Raw genomic sequence first — 16811 nt, forward strand, 5'->3', positions numbered from 1 at the left:
GTCAAGAGGCTGTCTTGTCCCGGGGGGGAATGCGCCGCCTCAGCGGGCGTCGACGAGGGATACGGTACCGCCGCCGTGACGCTCCAGCCGGCCGGAAAGCTCGAGCTCCAGGAGCACCACGTTGATCTTGCGCACGGGCAGACCGACATGCACCGCCAATTCGTCCGGATCGACCGGGACGGGGCCGAGAGCAGAGAGCACCACGCCTCTTTCGCTGTCATCTAGGAGAGAAAGCGGCGCCTCTACAGGCTCGTCCTCGCGCAGATCGAGCCGGGGGAAGGCGAGTTGCCGGTTGCCGCGATGCAGGGTCTCGATCACGTCGGATGCATTGGCGACGAGGGCCGCTCCCTCGCGGATCAAAAGATTGCCGCCCTCCGAGCGTGGATCGAGCGGCGACCCGGGAACGGCCATCACTTCCCGGTTCTGTTCGAGCGCGAAACGGGCAGTATGGAGCGAGCCGGAGGCTCGGGCGGCCTCGATCAGCACCACGCCGAGGGAGAGCCCCGAAATCAGCCGATTTCGACGCGGGAAATCGCGCGCCCTTGGCTTCCAGCCAAGCGGCATTTCGCTGATCACCGCGCCGCCCTGATCCACGATCGATCGCAGCAAGGGGCCGTGTTCCGGCGGGTAAAGGATGTCCACGCCGCCGGCCAATACCGCTACCGTGCCGCCCTTTAGCGACGCGCGATGGGCGGCACCGTCGATGCCGCGTGCGAGGCCCGAGACGATCACGTAGCCTGCGTCGGCGAGGCTGCCGGCGATTTCCGAGGCGATTTTCTCGCCACTCATCGACGAGTTGCGCGCACCGACGATGCCGACGGTTTGCTCGCGGGCGAGGACTTTCCCGCTACCGATGGCGGAAATCAGCGGTGGCGCGGCGTCGATCTCGCGAAGATGCGGCGGGTAACCAGGCTCGTCCAGGGCGATCAGCCTGCCCCCGAAGCGATCGAGCGCCTCCCATTCGCGAAGGGCGTCCTGCTCGCTGGCCGGCTGCAATATCCTGCCGCCACCGCGTCGCGAGAGGTCGGGAAGTAGGTGGATCGCAGCTTCCGCCGAGCCGGCGTGCCTGAGCAGGCGATGGTAGGTTGCGGGGCCGATATTCTCGCTGCGGATCAGCCGCAGGCAGCTGAGCTTCTCCCGCTCGTTCATCCCTTCGATCCGATCCGGCTTTCCTTGCCGGAGAGAAGCCTGCGGATATTGCCCGCATGCTTCACCCAAAGAAGCGCAGTCAGAAGCGCCATCATTTCGGTCAGCTGCGGTTCACGGAAGACGAAATACAGCAGAAGCGGCGTCGCAAGGCTCGCGACGAGGGCGGACAGGGAGGAATATCGGGTCGCAAACGCCACGGCGATCCAGATCGCCGCGAAGGCGAGCGCCGCCTGCCAGTGAAAGCCGAGCAGCACGCCAAGATAGGTGGCGACGCCCTTGCCGCCGCGAAATTTCAGCCAGACGGGAAAGAGGTGGCCCAGGAACGCCCCGAATCCCGCTACCAGCGAGATGTCGACGCCGAAATAGCGGTTGGCCAGGAGCACGGCGGCGGTGCCCTTGAGTGCATCGCCAAGCAGGGTCAGCGCGGCGAGACCCTTGCGCCCGCTGCGCAGCACATTCGTGGCGCCGATATTGCCCGAACCGATCCTGCGAATATCACCAAGGCCGGCAATGCGCGTCAGGATTACGCCGAAGGGTATGGAGCCGAGCAGGTAGCCGAAGGCGAGGGCCGCCAGATAATACGGCCCCGACAGAGACCAGCTTATGGGATCCGGCACGCTGCATCCTCCGGTTGCATATCGTCAGGAAGGGTAGTTGTAGACGCTGCGCCCCGCAACAACCGTTCGCAGAACCCGGCCCGAAAACCGCGCATCCTCAAACGGGGTGTTCTTCGAGCGGGAATGGATCGTCGCCTTGTCGAGCACCCAGGGAAGATCGGGATCGAAGACGACGATGTCGGCCGGAGCACCGGGGGCCAGCGTGCCGGCCTCAAGGCCGAGCCGGCGCGCCGGGTTCACGGTCATCGCGGCGAGCAGGCGGCTCAGCTCGATGTCGCCGGAATGGACGAGCCTGAGTGCTGCAGCCAGCATGGTCTCAAGGCCGATCGCACCGTCCTCCGCTTCTGCGAACGGATGACGCTTGGTCTCCACATCCTGCGGATTGTGGTCGGAGACGATGATGTCGATGGTGCCGTCGGCAAGCGCGGCCACCATGGCGGCGCGCTCGTCCTCGCCGCGCAGGGGCGGCGACATCTTGAAGAAGGTTCGATAGGGGCCGATGTCGTTTTCGTTGAGCGTCAGGTGATTGACCGAAACGCCCGCCGTGACGTCAAGGCCGCGCGCCTTGGCGCGGCGGATTGCGCCAGCGCTCTCCGCGCAGGAGATGAGCCTTGCATGGTAGCGCGAGCCGGTCAGTTCGACGAGGCGCAGGTCGCGCTCCAGCATGATGATCTCGGCTTCCAGCGGCGCGCCTGACAGGCCCTTCCAGCTTGCAACCAGCCCCTGGTTCATCACGGTGCCGCCGGTGAGGTCCGGGTCTTCCACATGATGGACGACGAGAGCCCGAAAATCGCGCGCATAAGTGAGAATGCGGCGCATGACCTGCGCATTGGCGACGGAATGGCGGCCGTTGGTGAAGGCCACCGCTCCGGCCTCCGACAGCAGGCCGATTTCGCTCATCTCCTCGCCCTTCAGCCCCTTGGTGAGGGCAGCCATGGGCTGGATACGCACTTTCGCCGTGTCGCGGGCGCGGCGCAAAACGAAATCGACGAGGGCCGGATCGTCGATCACCGGATCGGTTTCCGGCATGGTGACGATCGTCGTGATGCCGCCCGCGGCGGCCGCGTCGCTGGCGCTGGCAAGCGTTTCGCGATGTTCTGCACCCGGTTCGCCCACTGAAACGCCGATGTCCACGAGACCGGGCGCGACGACAGCGCCCATGACGTCAACGACTTCCGCGCCATCAGGTGAAGGCTCGGACAGCGCCTCGGGTCCGGCACTCAGGATCTTGCCGCCGCGCGAGATGACGGCGCCCGGTCCGTCGATCGAGCGCGAAGGGTCGATCACGCGGGCATTGGTCAGGACAAGCGGTCGCGGTTTGTCGGCCATGCCGGTCCCTCAATTGTTGGGCAGGTGTGCGGCAAGGGCTTCGAGCACCGCCATGCGGACGGCGACGCCCATTTCCACCTGCTCGCGGATCAGGCTCTGCGGCCCGTCGGCTATTTCCGGATCGATCTCCACGCCCCGGTTCATCGGGCCCGGATGCATGACAAGCGCGTCCGGCCTCGCATGGGAGAGCTTTTCGCGGTCGAGGCCCCAATAGCGGAAATATTCGCGCACTGACGGAATGAAGGAGCCGGCCATGCGCTCGCGCTGCAGGCGCAGCATCATGACGATGTCGGCGTCCTTGAGACCGTCCGCCATCGAGGTATGGACCTCGACGCCCATCTGCGAGATGCCGGTCGGGAGGAGCGTGGAAGGCGCGACAACGCGCACCCGTGCGCCAAGCGCGTTCAGGAGCAGGATATTGGAGCGGGCGACGCGCGAATGCAGGATATCGCCGCAGATCGCGACGGTCAGTCGCCCGATGTCGCCCTTGTGCCTGCGCATGGTGAGCGCGTCGAGCAGCGCCTGGGTCGGATGCTCGTGCGCGCCGTCGCCGGCATTGATCACCGAGCATCCCACTTTCTGGGCAAGCAGGTGAACCGCGCCGGCTGCATGATGCCTGACGACGAGGATATCCGGGTTCATGGCGTTGAGGGTGGCGGCCGTGTCGATCAGCGTCTCGCCCTTCTTCACCGAGGAAGAGGAGACGGACATGTTCATCACGTCGGCGCCAAGCCGCTTGCCGGCGATCTCGAAGGAGGATTGCGTGCGGGTGGAGGCTTCGAAGAAGAGATTGATCTGGGTGCGGCCGCGCAGCACCGCCTTCTTTTTCTCGACCTGGCGGCTGACGGCGACCGCTTCCTCGGCCCGGTCGAGAAGGGCTGTGATCTCCGGCGGAGACAGGCCTTCGATGCCCAGCAGATGACGATAGGGGTAACCGGCCATGGATGGCGGCGTCAGGCTTGGGCCATTCTGGGGATCGTTCGCGCTCATTAAAGCCATCGCTATAGGCGTTTCATGACGATTGGGCAAGCAGGGCGGCCAAGGCGTGCTACCCTGTCCACACCAATGGACCTGATTCTGGCGGGCCAGATTCTGGAGACGACCATGACGGAAGACGGCGGACAGATCGGCGGGCCGGGCGAGCAGCCGGCGGAGCGGAATTCGGAACAGGGCGAGACCGTGAAAGCCGAGACGCCGATAGCGGAGCCGCCGAAGGAATTGGTCGACGTTGCGGCGGAAAAGACCGTCGAACCGCCAGCAGCGCAGGAGCCGCCCATTGCGGTATTCCGCACACACCGGGTGACGAACCAGCCGGAGCCTTATCAAGGCTACAATCTCTTTGATAGCGATCCGCTTCTCGTGGCCGCCCTCGGCAAGACGCTGGATGAAGGGGTTGAGGTCGAGCTTTCGGCGCATGGCCGGTTCTGGGGCTCGCAGGAGGCGCAGGATTTCGGGCGCCTTGCCAACCGCAATCCGCCGGCCTTGAACAGCTATGACGCCTACGGTCACCGGCTCGATACGGTCGACTTCCACCCGGCCTATCACGCGATGATGCGGCGCTCGGCCGAGGCCGGGCTGCATATGGTCCTTGCGGATGACGGCGAGGAGCGCCGCGGCAGGCGGCATGCCCTGCGGGCGGCGCAATATTACGTGACGGCGCAAACGGAGATCGGCCATCTCTGCCCCATTACCATGACCAACGCGGCTTGCGCCGTTCTGCCGCATGAGGCCTCTGTCGCCGAGGAATGGCTGCCGCGCATCCGGACCCGCAAATACGATCACCGCTTCCGCCCCGCCTCGCAGAAGCTGGGGGTGACGCTCGGCATGGGGCTGACCGAGAAGCAGGGCGGCACGGATCTCCGGCAGATCACCACCCGTGCCGAGCAGGTGGAGGACGGCAGCTACCGGATCGTCGGGCACAAATGGTTCTTCTCGGCGCCGATGTCCGACGCTTTCGTAGTTCTTGCCAAGACGAAAGCAGGCCCGACCGCCTTCCTGATGCCGCGCTTCAAGCCGGATGACAGCGTCAACGAGCTTCGTGTCCGCCGGCTCAAGAACAAGCTTGGCAATCATTCCAACGCGTCGTCGGAGGTGGAATTCGAAGGCGCCTATGCCGAGCGGATCGGCGAGGAAGGCAAGGGCATCCGCACCATTCTGGACATGGTGACACCGACGCGGATCGATTGCGCGCTGGGCTCCGCCGCCCTGATGCGCGCGGGGCTGGCGCGGGCGGTTCATCATGTGCGCCAGCGCCAGGCCTTTGGGGCGCCGCTTGCCGATCTGCCGTTGATGGCCCGGGTGATCGGTGACATGAGCCTCGATGTCGCGGCCGCCACCGCGCTCGTGATCCGGCTGGCGACAGCCATGGACCGGGCAGGGGAAAGCCCCGCCGATGCCGCCTACCTCCGGATCATGACGCCGGCGGCGAAATACTGGATCTGCAAGATGGCGCCGGCCCTGCTCTATGAGGCGATGGAATGCCTTGGCGGCAATGGCTACACGGAGGACTTCGATCTCGCGCGGCTTTACCGCGAGGCGCCGGTCAATGCCATCTGGGAAGGATCAGGCAACGTCATGGCGCTCGACGTGGTGCGGGCGCTGGCGAAAGAGCCGGACACGCTGGACCTGTTGCTTGAGGAACTTGAGCACAGCCTCGGGGCGACCGGGCCGGTGTCGATCAACGTGCTGCGCGCCGCCGCCAAGGCGTGTATCGACGATCCGGGCTCCTCGCGCATCCTGACCGAGCAGCTGGCACTGACGGCGGCGGCCTCGGCGCTGCGGGAGATCGCGCCGGCGGTGCTGTCCGACGCCTTCATCGAGAGCCGGCTGGCGGGGCAGTGGCGCACGACTTACGGCATGCTCGATCCGCGTTTCGACCTGACCGGCCTGATCGACTGGCTCTATCCGGAGAAATAGCCCGCCTCTAAAATGCGAGCAGAAAAACGATCGGCATGGTGATCGCCGCCAGCACCGTCTCGAAGGTCAGGATTTCCGCCATCAGCTTCGAATCGCCGCCCATCTGGCGGGCGAGCAGATAGGAGCCGCTCGCCGTCGGCACCGACATCGCGATTATGACGGCAACGAGCGCCTTGTCCTCGATGCCGGCCAGTCCGGCGATCGTGAAGGCAACCAGCGGCATGACGCCGAGTTTCAGGATCGCCGATGTGGTGAGCGATGGTCCCGGCCGCCGCAGAGCGCCGAGATTTAGGCCCGCTCCGACGCAGACGATACCGATGGGAAGCGCCGCGCTGCCGAGGATCTTCAGGGTCGACATGAAGAATGTCGGCAGCGGCAATCCGGTGAAATTAAGAAACAATCCGGTCGCGGTGGACCAGATGAACGGATTGCGGACGAGATCGAGCAGGATCTTGCCGGCGCCCGGTGCCGTGCCGTGGGCGAAGCGTGCGAGAACCAGGACGGAGATGACGTTCAGCACGGGGATCATGGTGACGACGGCCACGGCGAGGAGCGCCACGCCGTCCGGGCCGATCATTTCGTCGGCGAGCGCCAGTGCCACGAACGTGTTCCAGCGCACGGCGCCCTGGAAGATCGAGGTGAAGCGCGGCCCGTCGATGCGAAACCGGCTTTGCAGGAGCGGGCGAAGCGCGAGGGCGAGCGTTGCCGTGACGAGGATGGAACAGAGCAGCGTTACCGCCATGCCGACAGCCGGAAGCGCGCCGAAGTCGGTTCGTGCGACCGTATGGATGATGATGGCGGGGAAAAGCAGGAAATAGGCGACCTTCTCAACGCCGCGCCACTGCTCCTGCGTGATAATGCCCATGCGCGCCACCACGTTGCCGGCGGCGATGACGAGCAGCACCGGGAGCAACGCGTTGACGATGAGCATCATCGGGTTGTCACCTCTCGCTCATATAGGAAAGCCGGTCGAGCAAACCCTGAAGGATGTAGGAAGCCGCCAATTTGTCGACCAGTTCGGCGCGCCTTGCGCGCGAGCGGTCCGCCTCGATCAGTGTCCGGGTGACGGCGACGGTCGAAAGGCGTTCGTCCCAATAAGTGACGGGAAGCTCGGTAAGGGCGGAGAGGTTGCGCACGAAGGCGCGGGTCGATTGCGCGCGCGGTCCTTCGCTGCCGTCCATGTTCAGCGGCAGGCCGAGAACGAGGCCGCCGACGCCGTGCCTGGCGCAGAGCGACAGCAATTTATCCGCGTCGACGCTGAACTTGGTTCGCTTGATGGTTTCGAGCGGCGAGGCGATGCCGAGGCCGAGATCCGACAGCGCAAGACCGATCGTCTTGGTGCCGAGATCGAGCCCCATGAGGCGGGTGCCGGGTTTCAGCGCGGCGGCGAATTCTTCGTGCGACAGGGCGGGATCAATGGCCATTTTCGCGCTCTACCATGTTTTCCGGATTGCTGCCATCGCGGCTGCGATTGCCGCCGCTCCGCGCACGGGCTTCGCCTTGCATAGACCCCTCTGCAGGGTAGAGTGTGGCCAAACAAACAACGGGAGCACGTCACGATGAAAATCACCTGGTACGGCCATTCGGCCTTTCGTATCGAAATTGCCGGCGCGACGATCCTGATCGATCCTTTTCTTTCCGGCAATCCGACATTTCCGAAGTCGCTGAGCGTCGAGAAGGTCGCTGAAGGCGTGACGCATATCCTGCTCACGCATGGCCACGACGACCACACCGGCGACACGGTCGCCATCGCCAGGCAATCCGGAGCGCAGGTGACGGCGAGTTTCGAAGTCGCCATGTGGGCGAATTCGCAAGGGGTGGAAAACATCAACCCGATGGGCTGCGGCGGCACGGTTGATGTCGGGCCCTTTGCCGTCAGCCTGACCCAGGCGCACCACTCCTCATCGAGCCTTGCCGGCGGCTGGCCCCCCGTCTATCTGGGCAACCCGAACGGCATCGTCGTGAAGCCCAAGGACGGGCCGGTGCTCTATCACATGGGCGACACGGATATCTTCTCCGACATGGCGCTGGTCAACGAACTCCATGCACCGAAGATCGGCATGGTGCCGATCGGCGACCGCTTCACGATGGGCGCCCGCACCGCCGCGCTGGCCTGTCGCCGCTATTTCGATTTCGATCGCATTTTCCCTTGCCATTTCGGCACCTTCCCGATCATCGACCAGACGGCCGACCGGTTTTTGAAGGAAATGGGCGAGGACGCCGGGAAGGTTGCCGTCCTTCAGCAGGGTGGATCGGTCGAGTTGTGATTGTTGCCGGGTGTCTGGGCTTTCGCTTGCCGGGCGCGAAAAGGCGGTGATATAGCCGGAGGCTGAAATTCGCGTCGCTGGCGCCTCCCGCCAGCCAAATACCCAACGGAGTGGATCATGTCCGTCGATATCGGCACGGTGAAACGTGTCGCGCGTCTGGCGCGCATCAAGGTGACCGACGAGGAAGCGGAGCGGATGACCGGCGAATTGAACGGCATCCTGCATTTCGTCGAACAACTCGACGAAGTGGATATCTCCGGCGTCGAGCCTCTGACTTCTGTCGTCGAGCAGGTCATGAAGAAGCGCAAGGATGGCGTGACCGACGGCGGCATTGCGGCGGAAGTGGTCGCCAACGCGCCCGCCTCCGAAGACAATTTCTTCATGGTGCCGAAGGTCGTGGAGTGATTCATGCCGGTGGCGGTAGCCGTTGAAAGCCCGCTGACCGACGAATTCCGCTCGCTGATCGGCGAGTTGAATACGGTTTTGCTTGCGCTTTCGCCGCCTGAATTCTGTTTCCATATGACGGCGGAGCAAATGGCTGAAGCCGCCACGACTGTGTTCGTTGCTCGCGAGGGAAGCGAGGCAATCGGTTGCGGTGCACTCCGCCGGCATGGCGACGGCATCGGCGAGGTCAAGCGCATGTACACACGCCCGGGCCATCAAGGCCGGGGCGTTGGTGGCCTCATCCTGACCGAGATCGAAGCACTCGCCAGACGCGAGGGACTTTCCCGACTGGTGCTGGAAACCGGACATCGCCATCCTGCCGCATGGCGCGTTTACGAACGCGGCGGCTTTTGTCGCTGCGGACCGGTGCTCGACTATCCTGATTCACCCTTTTCGGTTTTTTACGAAAAACCGCTCACCGCCTGAAACCGAAGAAGAAGCCCGATGACTGACCTGACCAGCCTGACGATCGCCGAAGCCCGCGACAAGCTGAAGGCCCGCGAAATAACCGCAACGGAATTGGCCGATGCGTTTCTCGGTGCGATCGAGACGGCCAATCCGCACCTGAACGCCTATGTGGCCGTGACGCCCGACAAGGCGCGGGAGATGGCGAAGGCTTCCGACGAGCGGCTTGCCAGGGGCGAGGGCGGTGCGCTGGAGGGCATTCCTCTCGGCATCAAGGATCTTTTCGCGACCAGGGGCATCCACACGCAGGCCTGCAGCCATGTGCTCGACGGGTTCAAGCCGCCCTACGAATCGACGGTGACGGCGAACCTCTGGGCCGATGGCGCGGTGATGCTCGGCAAGCTCAACATGGACGAATTCGCCATGGGCTCGTCGAACGAGACCTCCTATTACGGCCAGGTCGTCAATCCCTGGCGCAAGGAAGGGTCGAACAAGGCCCTCGTGCCGGGCGGTTCTTCGGGCGGTTCGGCGGCGGCCGTCGCGGCGAAACTGTGCATGGGCGCGACGGCGACCGATACCGGCGGCTCGATTCGCCAGCCGGCCGCCTTCACGGGCACGGTCGGCATCAAACCGACCTATGGACGCTGCTCGCGCTGGGGTACCGTCGCCTTCGCCTCGTCGCTCGATCAGGCCGGTCCGATCGCCCACACGGTGCGCGATTGCGCGATTCTGCTGAAGTCCATGGCGTCGGTCGACCCGAAGGACACAACCTCCGTCGACCTGCCGGTGCCGGATTACGAATCCGCGATCGGCCGTTCCGTGAAGGGGCTGAAGATCGGCATCCCGGCCGAATACCGCGTGGAAGGCATGCCGGCCGAAATCGAGGAGCGCTGGCAGCAGGGCATCGCCTGGCTGAAGGACGCGGGCGCGGAGATCGTCGACATTTCCCTGCCGCATACCAAATACGCGCTGCCTGCCTATTACATCGTGGCGCCGGCGGAAGCCTCGTCCAACCTCGCCCGCTACGACGGCGTGCGCTACGGCTTGCGCGTGCCGGGCAAGGACATCATCGAGATGTACGAGAACACCCGCGCCGCCGGCTTCGGCACGGAAGTGAAGCGGCGCGTGATGATCGGCACCTATGTGCTGTCGGCCGGCTACTACGACGCCTATTACCTGAAGGCGCAGAAGGTTCGCACGCTCATCAAGCGCGACTTCGACCTTGCCTGGGCGAATGGCGTCGACGCGATCCTGACGCCGACGACCCCCGACGCAGCCTTTGCGCCAGGCGAGATCACCGACCCCGTCACGATGTACCTGAACGACATTTTCACGGTCACGGTGAACATGGCCGGCCTGCCGGGCATCTCCGTTCCGGCCGGGCTGAATTCCTCCGGCCTGCCGCTCGGCCTGCAACTGATCGGCAAGCCCTTCGAGGAAGAAACGCTCTTCCAGCTCGGTCATGTGATCGAGGAGGCCGCGGGCCGCTACGAACCGGGGAACTGGTGGGCCGCGGCCTGACCCTGACGTGGTTGTAGAAAACAGATAGGCCGCGAAGTCGCTCATGACCGATCCCAGCCAGGCACTTACCGTACTTCTCGGCCTTCCGGGCCTGCTCAATCCGTTCGCGCTGCTGATCGGCGCGGTTCTCGGCTGGTACGCCAATGCCAGGGCCAAGCTTTTCATTGCCGGATTTGCGGCGGCCGCATTGAGCGTGTTGCTGGATGCGGCGATGAATACCTCGGGCATATCGCCGATCGGCGGCTATCAGGGTGGGGCGCTGGCCGTCTTTCCCTTGCGTTTCCTGGGCGCCGGGCTGATGGCTTCCATCGTCTTTGCGGTGCGGCAAAGGATCCGCAACTCGCGCTGATCTATCCGGCTGTTTTCCACTCGTCGAAGAGCGCTCCGTTCGGGCAGAAACCTGGCGCGTGGTCGGCTCCCGCCTGATGCTCTTCGAGCCACTCTGCGCATTCGCCCGGCTTGCCGCAGCCCATGCAGCGCGTTGCCGCCCGCCGCAACTGCCCGTCGCCCGATTGCGATGTCGGGATATGATCGATCGCGCCGACGGTGGTGATCATCCGGCCCATCAGCGAGGCCTTTTCGCTCATCCTGTCCAAAAGACCCATATTCTTCCCTCCGATTGGCTTTGACGCGTCTGGCTATCTCGTCAACCGACAGATTAGTTGCACATAAAACCGGTTCCCTTGATTTGCATCAACGGAAAGCCGGGTTCGAATACTATCGTTACGTAAGTTGATCGAATCCGGCATACTGCGTCGCGAGGCAGACGAATCGCTTTCTCGAGAGGACGCGCATGGTCTCTCGCATTTCCACGCCCTTTGCCGTGGTGCCGGTGGCGCCGACCGAGCGCTCGGCAAGGCTGAGGGATGGGGAAAGTTTCGAGGGGCGCGTGACCCGGCATCTGGGTCGGTCGAGCGTGCGGATTTCGGCCAATGGTAGCCATATTGACCTGACCATCGATCCCCTGCTGCCTGTCGGGGCGAGAGTCAGCCTGACGGTGCTTCGTGGCCCGGACGGCCTGCATTATCGGATCGACGCGGCCGCCGATGAAGTCCCGGGATCGTCTTCGCCCGCGGCATCCACGCAGGCCGCCGTACAATCGTCCTCGCAGGCGACAGCCACCACGGATACGACAATTGCGCGCCTTGCTGCCGTTCAGGGCGGCCTGGCGCAGTTGTTCGCAAGCCTTTCCGCCGTGCAGGCTGGCGGCGGCGCGCAGTTGCCGCAGACGGTGCAGGCGGCGATTGCGGATCTGTTGGGCCTTCGTCTTGCCGGGGATGGGCAGCCAGGAGGCGAAGCGCTGCGCCAGGCGATCCTGGGGGCTGGATTTCTCGGCGATCCCGCAACCTTGCAGACGCTTGGAGCCGTGTCTCTTCGGTCCGCCTTGTCGAGCCTTCGCGCCGCCCTTGCCGAATTTTCGGGTGCGTCCGCGCCTCCCGAAGGCGAAGCGCCTGACTTGCCGAGCGTCTCCCGGCACCCTCGCGGGCAGGCGCCGGCCAACCTGTCGCATGGCGTCTATCAGGCGCTGGCAGGCGGGAATGCCGCATCCTTGCTTTCCCACCTTCTTGGACAGACCGACGGGGCTTTGGCCCGTTTGGCGCTGTCTGCGCTCGCATCTTCGGGCCGATTGGGAGACGGCGCCGAAGCGGCGCGCAACGGGTTCGATGTCACCGTGGAGGTGCCGCTGGCCCTTGGCCCCGAAACCGCTGTCATTCCGTTGCAGATCGGCAGGGACGAGACGGAAGGCGGAGGCGAGAACGGCGAACATGCGGCGTGGCGCTTGCGCTTCGCGCTGGACTTTCCCGAAACAGGTGCGGTCGAGGCGCTTGTCGGCCTCGACGTCAATCGCCTGTTCGTCACGCTGTGGGTGGAACGGGCCGATACTTTGGCCGACCTGCGGCGGGATCTGGATGCGCTCACGGCCACGCTCAGCGACACAGGTCTTCTTGTCGAAGACGTCAGGATCGTCCAGGGCCGCCCGAGCGATCCGCCGGTTCGCTCCGGCCTGCTTGTGGATACGCGCTCATGACGAACGAGGAAAAGGACCGTTCGCTCGCGGTCGCGCTTCACTACGATCATGCCGGGGCGCCGCGCGTGACGGCCAAGGGGCATGGCAAGTTCGCCGAGAGGATTGTCGAGGCGGCGAAAGAACACGGCGTCCCGATCGAGGAGGATCCGGCGCTCGCCGCCGCGCTTTCCGTTCTGGAGATCGATCAGGAAATCCCGCCGGAACTCTATCAGGCGGTCGCCGTCATTATCGGCTTCATCCTTCGCCAGCGGGAACGACGGCTGACCTAGCCCTTTCTAAGCCTGTTGTCGCTCAAGAAGCGCTTGCAGCTTGACAGCCGAGCGACTACCCAACAACAAAGCGACAGATCAGCGGCCCCTTGCGTGGGGCCGGCAGGGTAAGACAGGAAAAGGCACGCAATGGCGATCGTCGACACTCGGACCCCCGACCCGAAAAAATTCATCAAGGGCGCGACCGGCGACTGGGAAATGGTGATCGGCATGGAGGTTCATGCCCAGGTGACTTCCAAGGCCAAGCTTTTTTCCGGCGCGTCTACCGAGTTCGGCGCGGAGCCGAACGCCAATGTCAGCCTCGTCGATGCTGCCATGCCGGGCACGCTGCCCGTCATCAACGAGGAATGCGTCGCCCAGGCGATCCGCACCGGGCTCGGCCTCAAGGCCGAAATAAACCTGAAATCCGTCTTCGACCGGAAGAACTATTTCTATCCCGACCTGCCGCAGGGCTATCAGATCTCCCAGTTCAAGCAGCCGATCGTCGGTGAAGGCAAGATCCTGCTCGATATGCCGGAAGAGCAGGTGGAGATTGGCGTCGAGCGGCTGCATCTTGAGCAGGATGCCGGCAAGTCGCTGCACGACCAGCACCCGACCATGTCCTTCGTCGACCTGAACAGGTCCGGCGTCGCGCTGATGGAGATCGTCTCCAAGCCCGACCTGCGCTCATCCGACGAGGCGAAGGCTTATCTCGCCAAGCTGCGGATGATCCTGCGCTATCTCGGCACCTGCGACGGCAACATGGATCAAGGGTCGATGCGCGCCGACGTCAACGTCTCCGTGCGGCGCCCGGGCGGCGAGTTCGGTACGCGCTGCGAGATCAAGAACGTCAACTCCATCCGTTTCGTGGGGCAGGCGATCGAATACGAGGCGCGGCGCCAGATCGGCATCCTCGAGGACGGCGGAACGATCGACCAGGAGACCCGCCTCTTCGATCCGGTCAAGGGCGAGACCCGCTCCATGCGCTCCAAGGAAGAGGCGCATGACTACCGCTATTTCCCGGACCCGGATCTGCTGCCGCTGGAGTTCGACCAGGCCTATGTCGACAGCCTCGCCCACGATCTGCCCGAGCTGCCGGACGAGAAGAAGAAGCGCTTCGTCGCCGATTACGGTTTGACCGCCTATGACGCCGACATCCTCGTGGTGGAGAAGGCGTCCGCGGATTTCTTCGAGGAAGTGGCGAAGGGGCGTGATGCCAAGCTCAGCGCCAACTGGGTGATCAACGAATTCTTCGGCCGCCTGAACAAGGAAGGCCTGGATCTCGATCAAAGCCCGGTTTCGGCTGCCCAGCTCGGCGGTATCATCGACCTCGTTCGCGATGGCACGATTTCCGGCAAGATCGCCAAGGACCTGTTCGAGATCGTCTGGACCGAAGGCGGCAGCCCTGCCGAAATCGTCGAGACGCGCGGCATGAAGCAGGTCACCGACCTTGGCGCCATCGAGAAGGTCGTCGACGAGATCATTGCCGGCAATCCGGACAAGGTCGAGCAGGCGCGTGCCAAGCCGGGGCTTCTGGGATGGTTCGTCGGCCAGGTGATGAAGGCCTCCGGCGGCAAGGCGAATCCGCAGGCAGTCAACGACCTCCTCAAGGCCAAGATCGGCATTGAGTAACTTTGCCGTTTTTCTGTCACGATTTGTGAACCGGGCAGGGCAATTGCCCGGTTGACCATTGCACATGCGCAAAGCTCAGCGTTTTTTGCATGTGCGAAGCCTGATGATGCAAAAAATGCATAAGTCGCTGAAATAAAAGCATTAAAGTGCGTGCTGGCATGCAAGAATTCAGTTTTCGCGAACCTGAATTCGCGGTAATGGATTTTTGATGCGCGGCGTGTTGCCGCAATGCTACGCCGCCGCATTTTTCGCATAACCGGGTTCTATATATCCGGTTGCAGGCGAGCCGGACGACATGTCGGCAGCATGCGGGTGTCAAACGGAATCTGGAAAGTGACAATGGATCGTCGTGCCTTTCTGGCGCTTGGTTCTGCAGTGATCGGTCTGGTTGCGGGCCGCAAGCTCATGCTTGGATTGCCCGCACAGGCCGCCGAAGCCGATCCGGGCGAGGGCGTCGACTTTTCGTGGGAGCATCTCGTCGAGCGGGCCCGTGCCAAGGCGGGCGAGGAATATAGCGACGAGCCGATGCCGTTGCCCGAGGTCATCACCGATCTCGACTACGACCAGCATCGGGCCATCCGCTTCCGGCCTGACCATGCCCTTTGGCGCGACCGGGACACGGACTTCACGCTGCAGGCCTTTCATCCCGGCGGGCTTTTCGATCAGCCGGTGGCGATTCATGAAGTGGCCGGCGGCAAGGCGACGCGGCTGCGGTTCGCGTCCTCCGATTTCGAATATCGTCCGCCGCTCGATGCAGCAGCCTTCAAGGACGTCACCATGCCGGGCGTCGCGGGCTTTCGCCTGCACTATCCCCTCAATCGGACGGACTATCGCGATGAGCTGATTGCCTTTCTCGGCGCGAGCTATTTCCGCGCGCTCGGGCGCGGCAACGTATATGGCCTTTCCGCCAGAGGTCTTGCCGTCGACACGGCAGCCGGCCAACAGGAGGAGTTTCCGCGCTTCTCCACCTTCTATATCGAGCGGCCGCAGCCCGGCGACCGGCAGATGAAGATCTATGCCGAGCTCGACAGCCCGCGCGTTTCGGGAGCCTATGCGTTCACGATTTCCCCCGGCATCGAGACGGTGATCGATGTGGATGCGCGCATCTTCATGCGCGGCGATGTGACAAGGCTCGGCATCGCGCCGCTGACTTCGATGTATCTGTTCGGCGAAAACGACCGCATCGGCTTCGACGACTACCGTCCCGAAGTACATGACAGCGACGGATTGGCGATCCGGCGCGAGAGCGGAGAGCGGCTCTGGCGTCCGCTCATGAACCCCTCGCGCCTGGCACTTTCCTTCATCGGCGAAGTCAATCCGCAAGGCTTCGGACTGATTCAGCGCGACCGCGCTTTCGACAACTACCTCGATACCGAAGCCGACTATGAGCGGCGCCCCTCGCTCTGGATCGAACCGGTTGGCGATTGGGGGCGCGGCACGGTAATGCTCGCCGAGATTCCTTCCGAGAAGGAAATTCACGACAATATCGTCGCCTTCTGGATCCCCGAGGCGCGTGCGAAAGCGGGCTCCGAGCACAGTTTCCGCTATCGCATGACGTGGGCAAGCGACGTGGAGGGCGAGGATGTCCTGGCGCGCGTGCTGCGCACGCGGACAGGCCACGGCGGCACGGCGGCGTCGGACCCCGATCCCGATCATCGCAAGTTCGTGGTGGAGTTCGCCGGCGGTGAGCTGGAAAATCTCGGCGTCGAAAGTGCGCTTGAGGCGAGGATCGAAACCGGCAATGCCGATATCCGACACCAGGACCTGCAGAAACTCGGTGATAGCGGCAGGTGGCGACTTGTCCTCGATGTGATGCGCGCGGATGCCGACAAGCCGGTAGAATTGCGCGCCGCTCTGGTGCTTGACGGCAGACCCCTGTCAGAAACCTGGCTCTATCAATGGAATGGAGACGTATGATGCAGTTGGCTCGCGATGATAGGGCAGCGGACGATCGCGTCATCTCCCTTCCTGACGGGCTTGCGCGGATCAGGCACGATATCCGCAGGCCCGACCTTTCCGACGACCTGTTGTTGACCCTGATCGGCGATGCAATCGCGGATCTGGCTCTCGACTTCAGTGCGGAAGAATTCGCCTGCGAAAAGGCCGGGCCGGAACTTCGATCGCAGATCTATGCCGCTCTCTGCCTGCCGTCGCCCGTGTCGCCCCTCGTCATGCCCGAGCAAGCGCTGGAGCGGTCGCGGCTGACCATGCTCGAGAGGCTGCGTCTGACCTTCCGTCGCCTGGCGAGCTGACC

General features: G+C 63.9%; 18 protein-coding genes. 11 read left to right on the plus strand and 7 right to left on the minus strand.

Annotation, left to right across the window (positions count from 1 at the left end; genetic code table 11):
• Positions 1–39: 39 nt before the first annotated feature.
• The 4 genes from dprA to H2509_RS12875 are packed head-to-tail and all read right to left on the minus strand — an operon-like array spanning position 40 to position 4085.
• Positions 40–1149, minus strand: coding sequence for a DNA-processing protein DprA (dprA, locus tag H2509_RS12860; RefSeq protein ID WP_182165984.1), 1110 nt, complete (start codon positions 1147–1149; stop codon positions 40–42).
• Complete coding sequence (gene plsY / locus H2509_RS12865) at positions 1146–1766, minus strand: glycerol-3-phosphate 1-O-acyltransferase PlsY (RefSeq protein WP_182165986.1); 621 nt, start codon at positions 1764–1766, stop codon at positions 1146–1148. The genes dprA and plsY overlap by 4 nt, the downstream gene beginning before the upstream one ends.
• Before the next feature lie 24 nt (positions 1767–1790).
• Positions 1791–3095, minus strand: coding sequence for a dihydroorotase (locus H2509_RS12870; RefSeq protein WP_182165988.1), 1305 nt, complete (start codon positions 3093–3095; stop codon positions 1791–1793).
• A gap of 9 nt (positions 3096–3104) precedes the next feature.
• Positions 3105–4085, minus strand: a complete 981-nt coding sequence (locus H2509_RS12875) for an aspartate carbamoyltransferase catalytic subunit (protein ID WP_235974916.1) — start codon at positions 4083–4085, stop codon at positions 3105–3107.
• 75 nt (positions 4086–4160) lie between these two features.
• Here H2509_RS12875 and H2509_RS12880 point away from each other — a divergent pair, with 75 nt between their 5' ends.
• A complete protein-coding gene (locus H2509_RS12880) occupies positions 4161–6011 on the plus strand; it encodes an acyl-CoA dehydrogenase family protein (RefSeq protein ID WP_235974918.1) in 1851 nt (616 codons plus the stop codon).
• 7 nt (positions 6012–6018) lie between these two features.
• Here the strand turns inward: H2509_RS12880 and H2509_RS12885 are convergent, their stop codons facing one another.
• On the minus strand, positions 6019–6945 hold the full coding sequence (locus tag H2509_RS12885) for an AEC family transporter (protein WP_182165990.1): 927 nt from the start codon (positions 6943–6945) through the stop codon (positions 6019–6021).
• Between the two features lie 7 nt (positions 6946–6952).
• Positions 6953–7435 (minus strand): Holliday junction resolvase RuvX, encoded by a 483-nt coding sequence (ruvX, locus tag H2509_RS12890; RefSeq protein ID WP_182165992.1) that lies wholly within the window; start codon positions 7433–7435, stop codon positions 6953–6955.
• Positions 7436–7570: 135 nt separating this feature from the next.
• Between ruvX and H2509_RS12895 the strand changes: the two genes are divergently transcribed.
• From H2509_RS12895 to H2509_RS12915, 5 genes are all read left to right on the plus strand, one after another.
• A complete protein-coding gene (locus tag H2509_RS12895; RefSeq protein ID WP_182165994.1) occupies positions 7571–8278 on the plus strand; it encodes a metal-dependent hydrolase in 708 nt (235 codons plus the stop codon).
• A gap of 117 nt (positions 8279–8395) precedes the next feature.
• Positions 8396–8683 carry an Asp-tRNA(Asn)/Glu-tRNA(Gln) amidotransferase subunit GatC gene (gatC, locus tag H2509_RS12900; protein ID WP_182165996.1) on the plus strand — a complete coding sequence of 96 codons (288 nt, stop codon included), beginning with the start codon at positions 8396–8398 and terminating at the stop codon, positions 8681–8683.
• A gap of 3 nt (positions 8684–8686) precedes the next feature.
• Positions 8687–9148 carry a GNAT family N-acetyltransferase gene (locus H2509_RS12905; protein WP_182165998.1) on the plus strand — a complete coding sequence of 154 codons (462 nt, stop codon included), beginning with the start codon at positions 8687–8689 and terminating at the stop codon, positions 9146–9148.
• Positions 9149–9166: 18 nt separating this feature from the next.
• Positions 9167–10648: an Asp-tRNA(Asn)/Glu-tRNA(Gln) amidotransferase subunit GatA gene (gatA, locus tag H2509_RS12910; protein WP_182166000.1), complete on the plus strand. Its 1482-nt coding sequence runs from the start codon at positions 9167–9169 to the stop codon at positions 10646–10648.
• Between the two features lie 43 nt (positions 10649–10691).
• Positions 10692–10997, plus strand: coding sequence for a phosphatidylglycerophosphatase (locus H2509_RS12915; protein WP_182166002.1), 306 nt, complete (start codon positions 10692–10694; stop codon positions 10995–10997).
• A 1-nt stretch (position 10998) separates the two neighbouring features.
• Here the strand turns inward: H2509_RS12915 and H2509_RS12920 are convergent, their stop codons facing one another.
• Positions 10999–11253, minus strand: coding sequence for a DUF6455 family protein (locus H2509_RS12920; RefSeq protein ID WP_209001945.1), 255 nt, complete (start codon positions 11251–11253; stop codon positions 10999–11001).
• 188 nt (positions 11254–11441) lie between these two features.
• Between H2509_RS12920 and fliK the strand changes: the two genes are divergently transcribed.
• The 5 genes from fliK (at position 11442) to H2509_RS12945 (ending at position 16809) form a co-directional block, all read left to right on the plus strand.
• The gene (gene fliK, locus H2509_RS12925; protein ID WP_182166004.1) at positions 11442–12677 is read left to right on the plus strand and encodes a flagellar hook-length control protein FliK; all 1236 of its coding nucleotides are present in this window, start codon (positions 11442–11444) and stop codon (positions 12675–12677) included.
• On the plus strand, positions 12674–12946 hold the full coding sequence (locus tag H2509_RS12930; RefSeq protein WP_182166006.1) for an EscU/YscU/HrcU family type III secretion system export apparatus switch protein: 273 nt from the start codon (positions 12674–12676) through the stop codon (positions 12944–12946). Before fliK ends, H2509_RS12930 begins: the two co-directional genes overlap by 4 nt.
• Positions 12947–13075: 129 nt before the next feature.
• Positions 13076–14557 carry an Asp-tRNA(Asn)/Glu-tRNA(Gln) amidotransferase subunit GatB gene (gene gatB / locus H2509_RS12935; protein WP_182166008.1) on the plus strand — a complete coding sequence of 494 codons (1482 nt, stop codon included), beginning with the start codon at positions 13076–13078 and terminating at the stop codon, positions 14555–14557.
• A 339-nt stretch (positions 14558–14896) separates the two neighbouring features.
• A complete protein-coding gene (locus H2509_RS12940; protein ID WP_182166010.1) occupies positions 14897–16474 on the plus strand; it encodes a glucan biosynthesis protein in 1578 nt (525 codons plus the stop codon).
• Positions 16471–16809 carry a hypothetical protein gene (locus H2509_RS12945; RefSeq protein WP_182166012.1) on the plus strand — a complete coding sequence of 113 codons (339 nt, stop codon included), beginning with the start codon at positions 16471–16473 and terminating at the stop codon, positions 16807–16809. Before H2509_RS12940 ends, H2509_RS12945 begins: the two co-directional genes overlap by 4 nt.
• Positions 16810–16811 lie beyond the last annotated feature (2 nt).

It is taken from the genome of Stappia albiluteola (genome assembly GCF_014050225.1).
In the GTDB taxonomy this organism is placed as follows: Bacteria; Pseudomonadota; Alphaproteobacteria; order Rhizobiales; family Stappiaceae; genus Hongsoonwoonella; species Hongsoonwoonella albiluteola.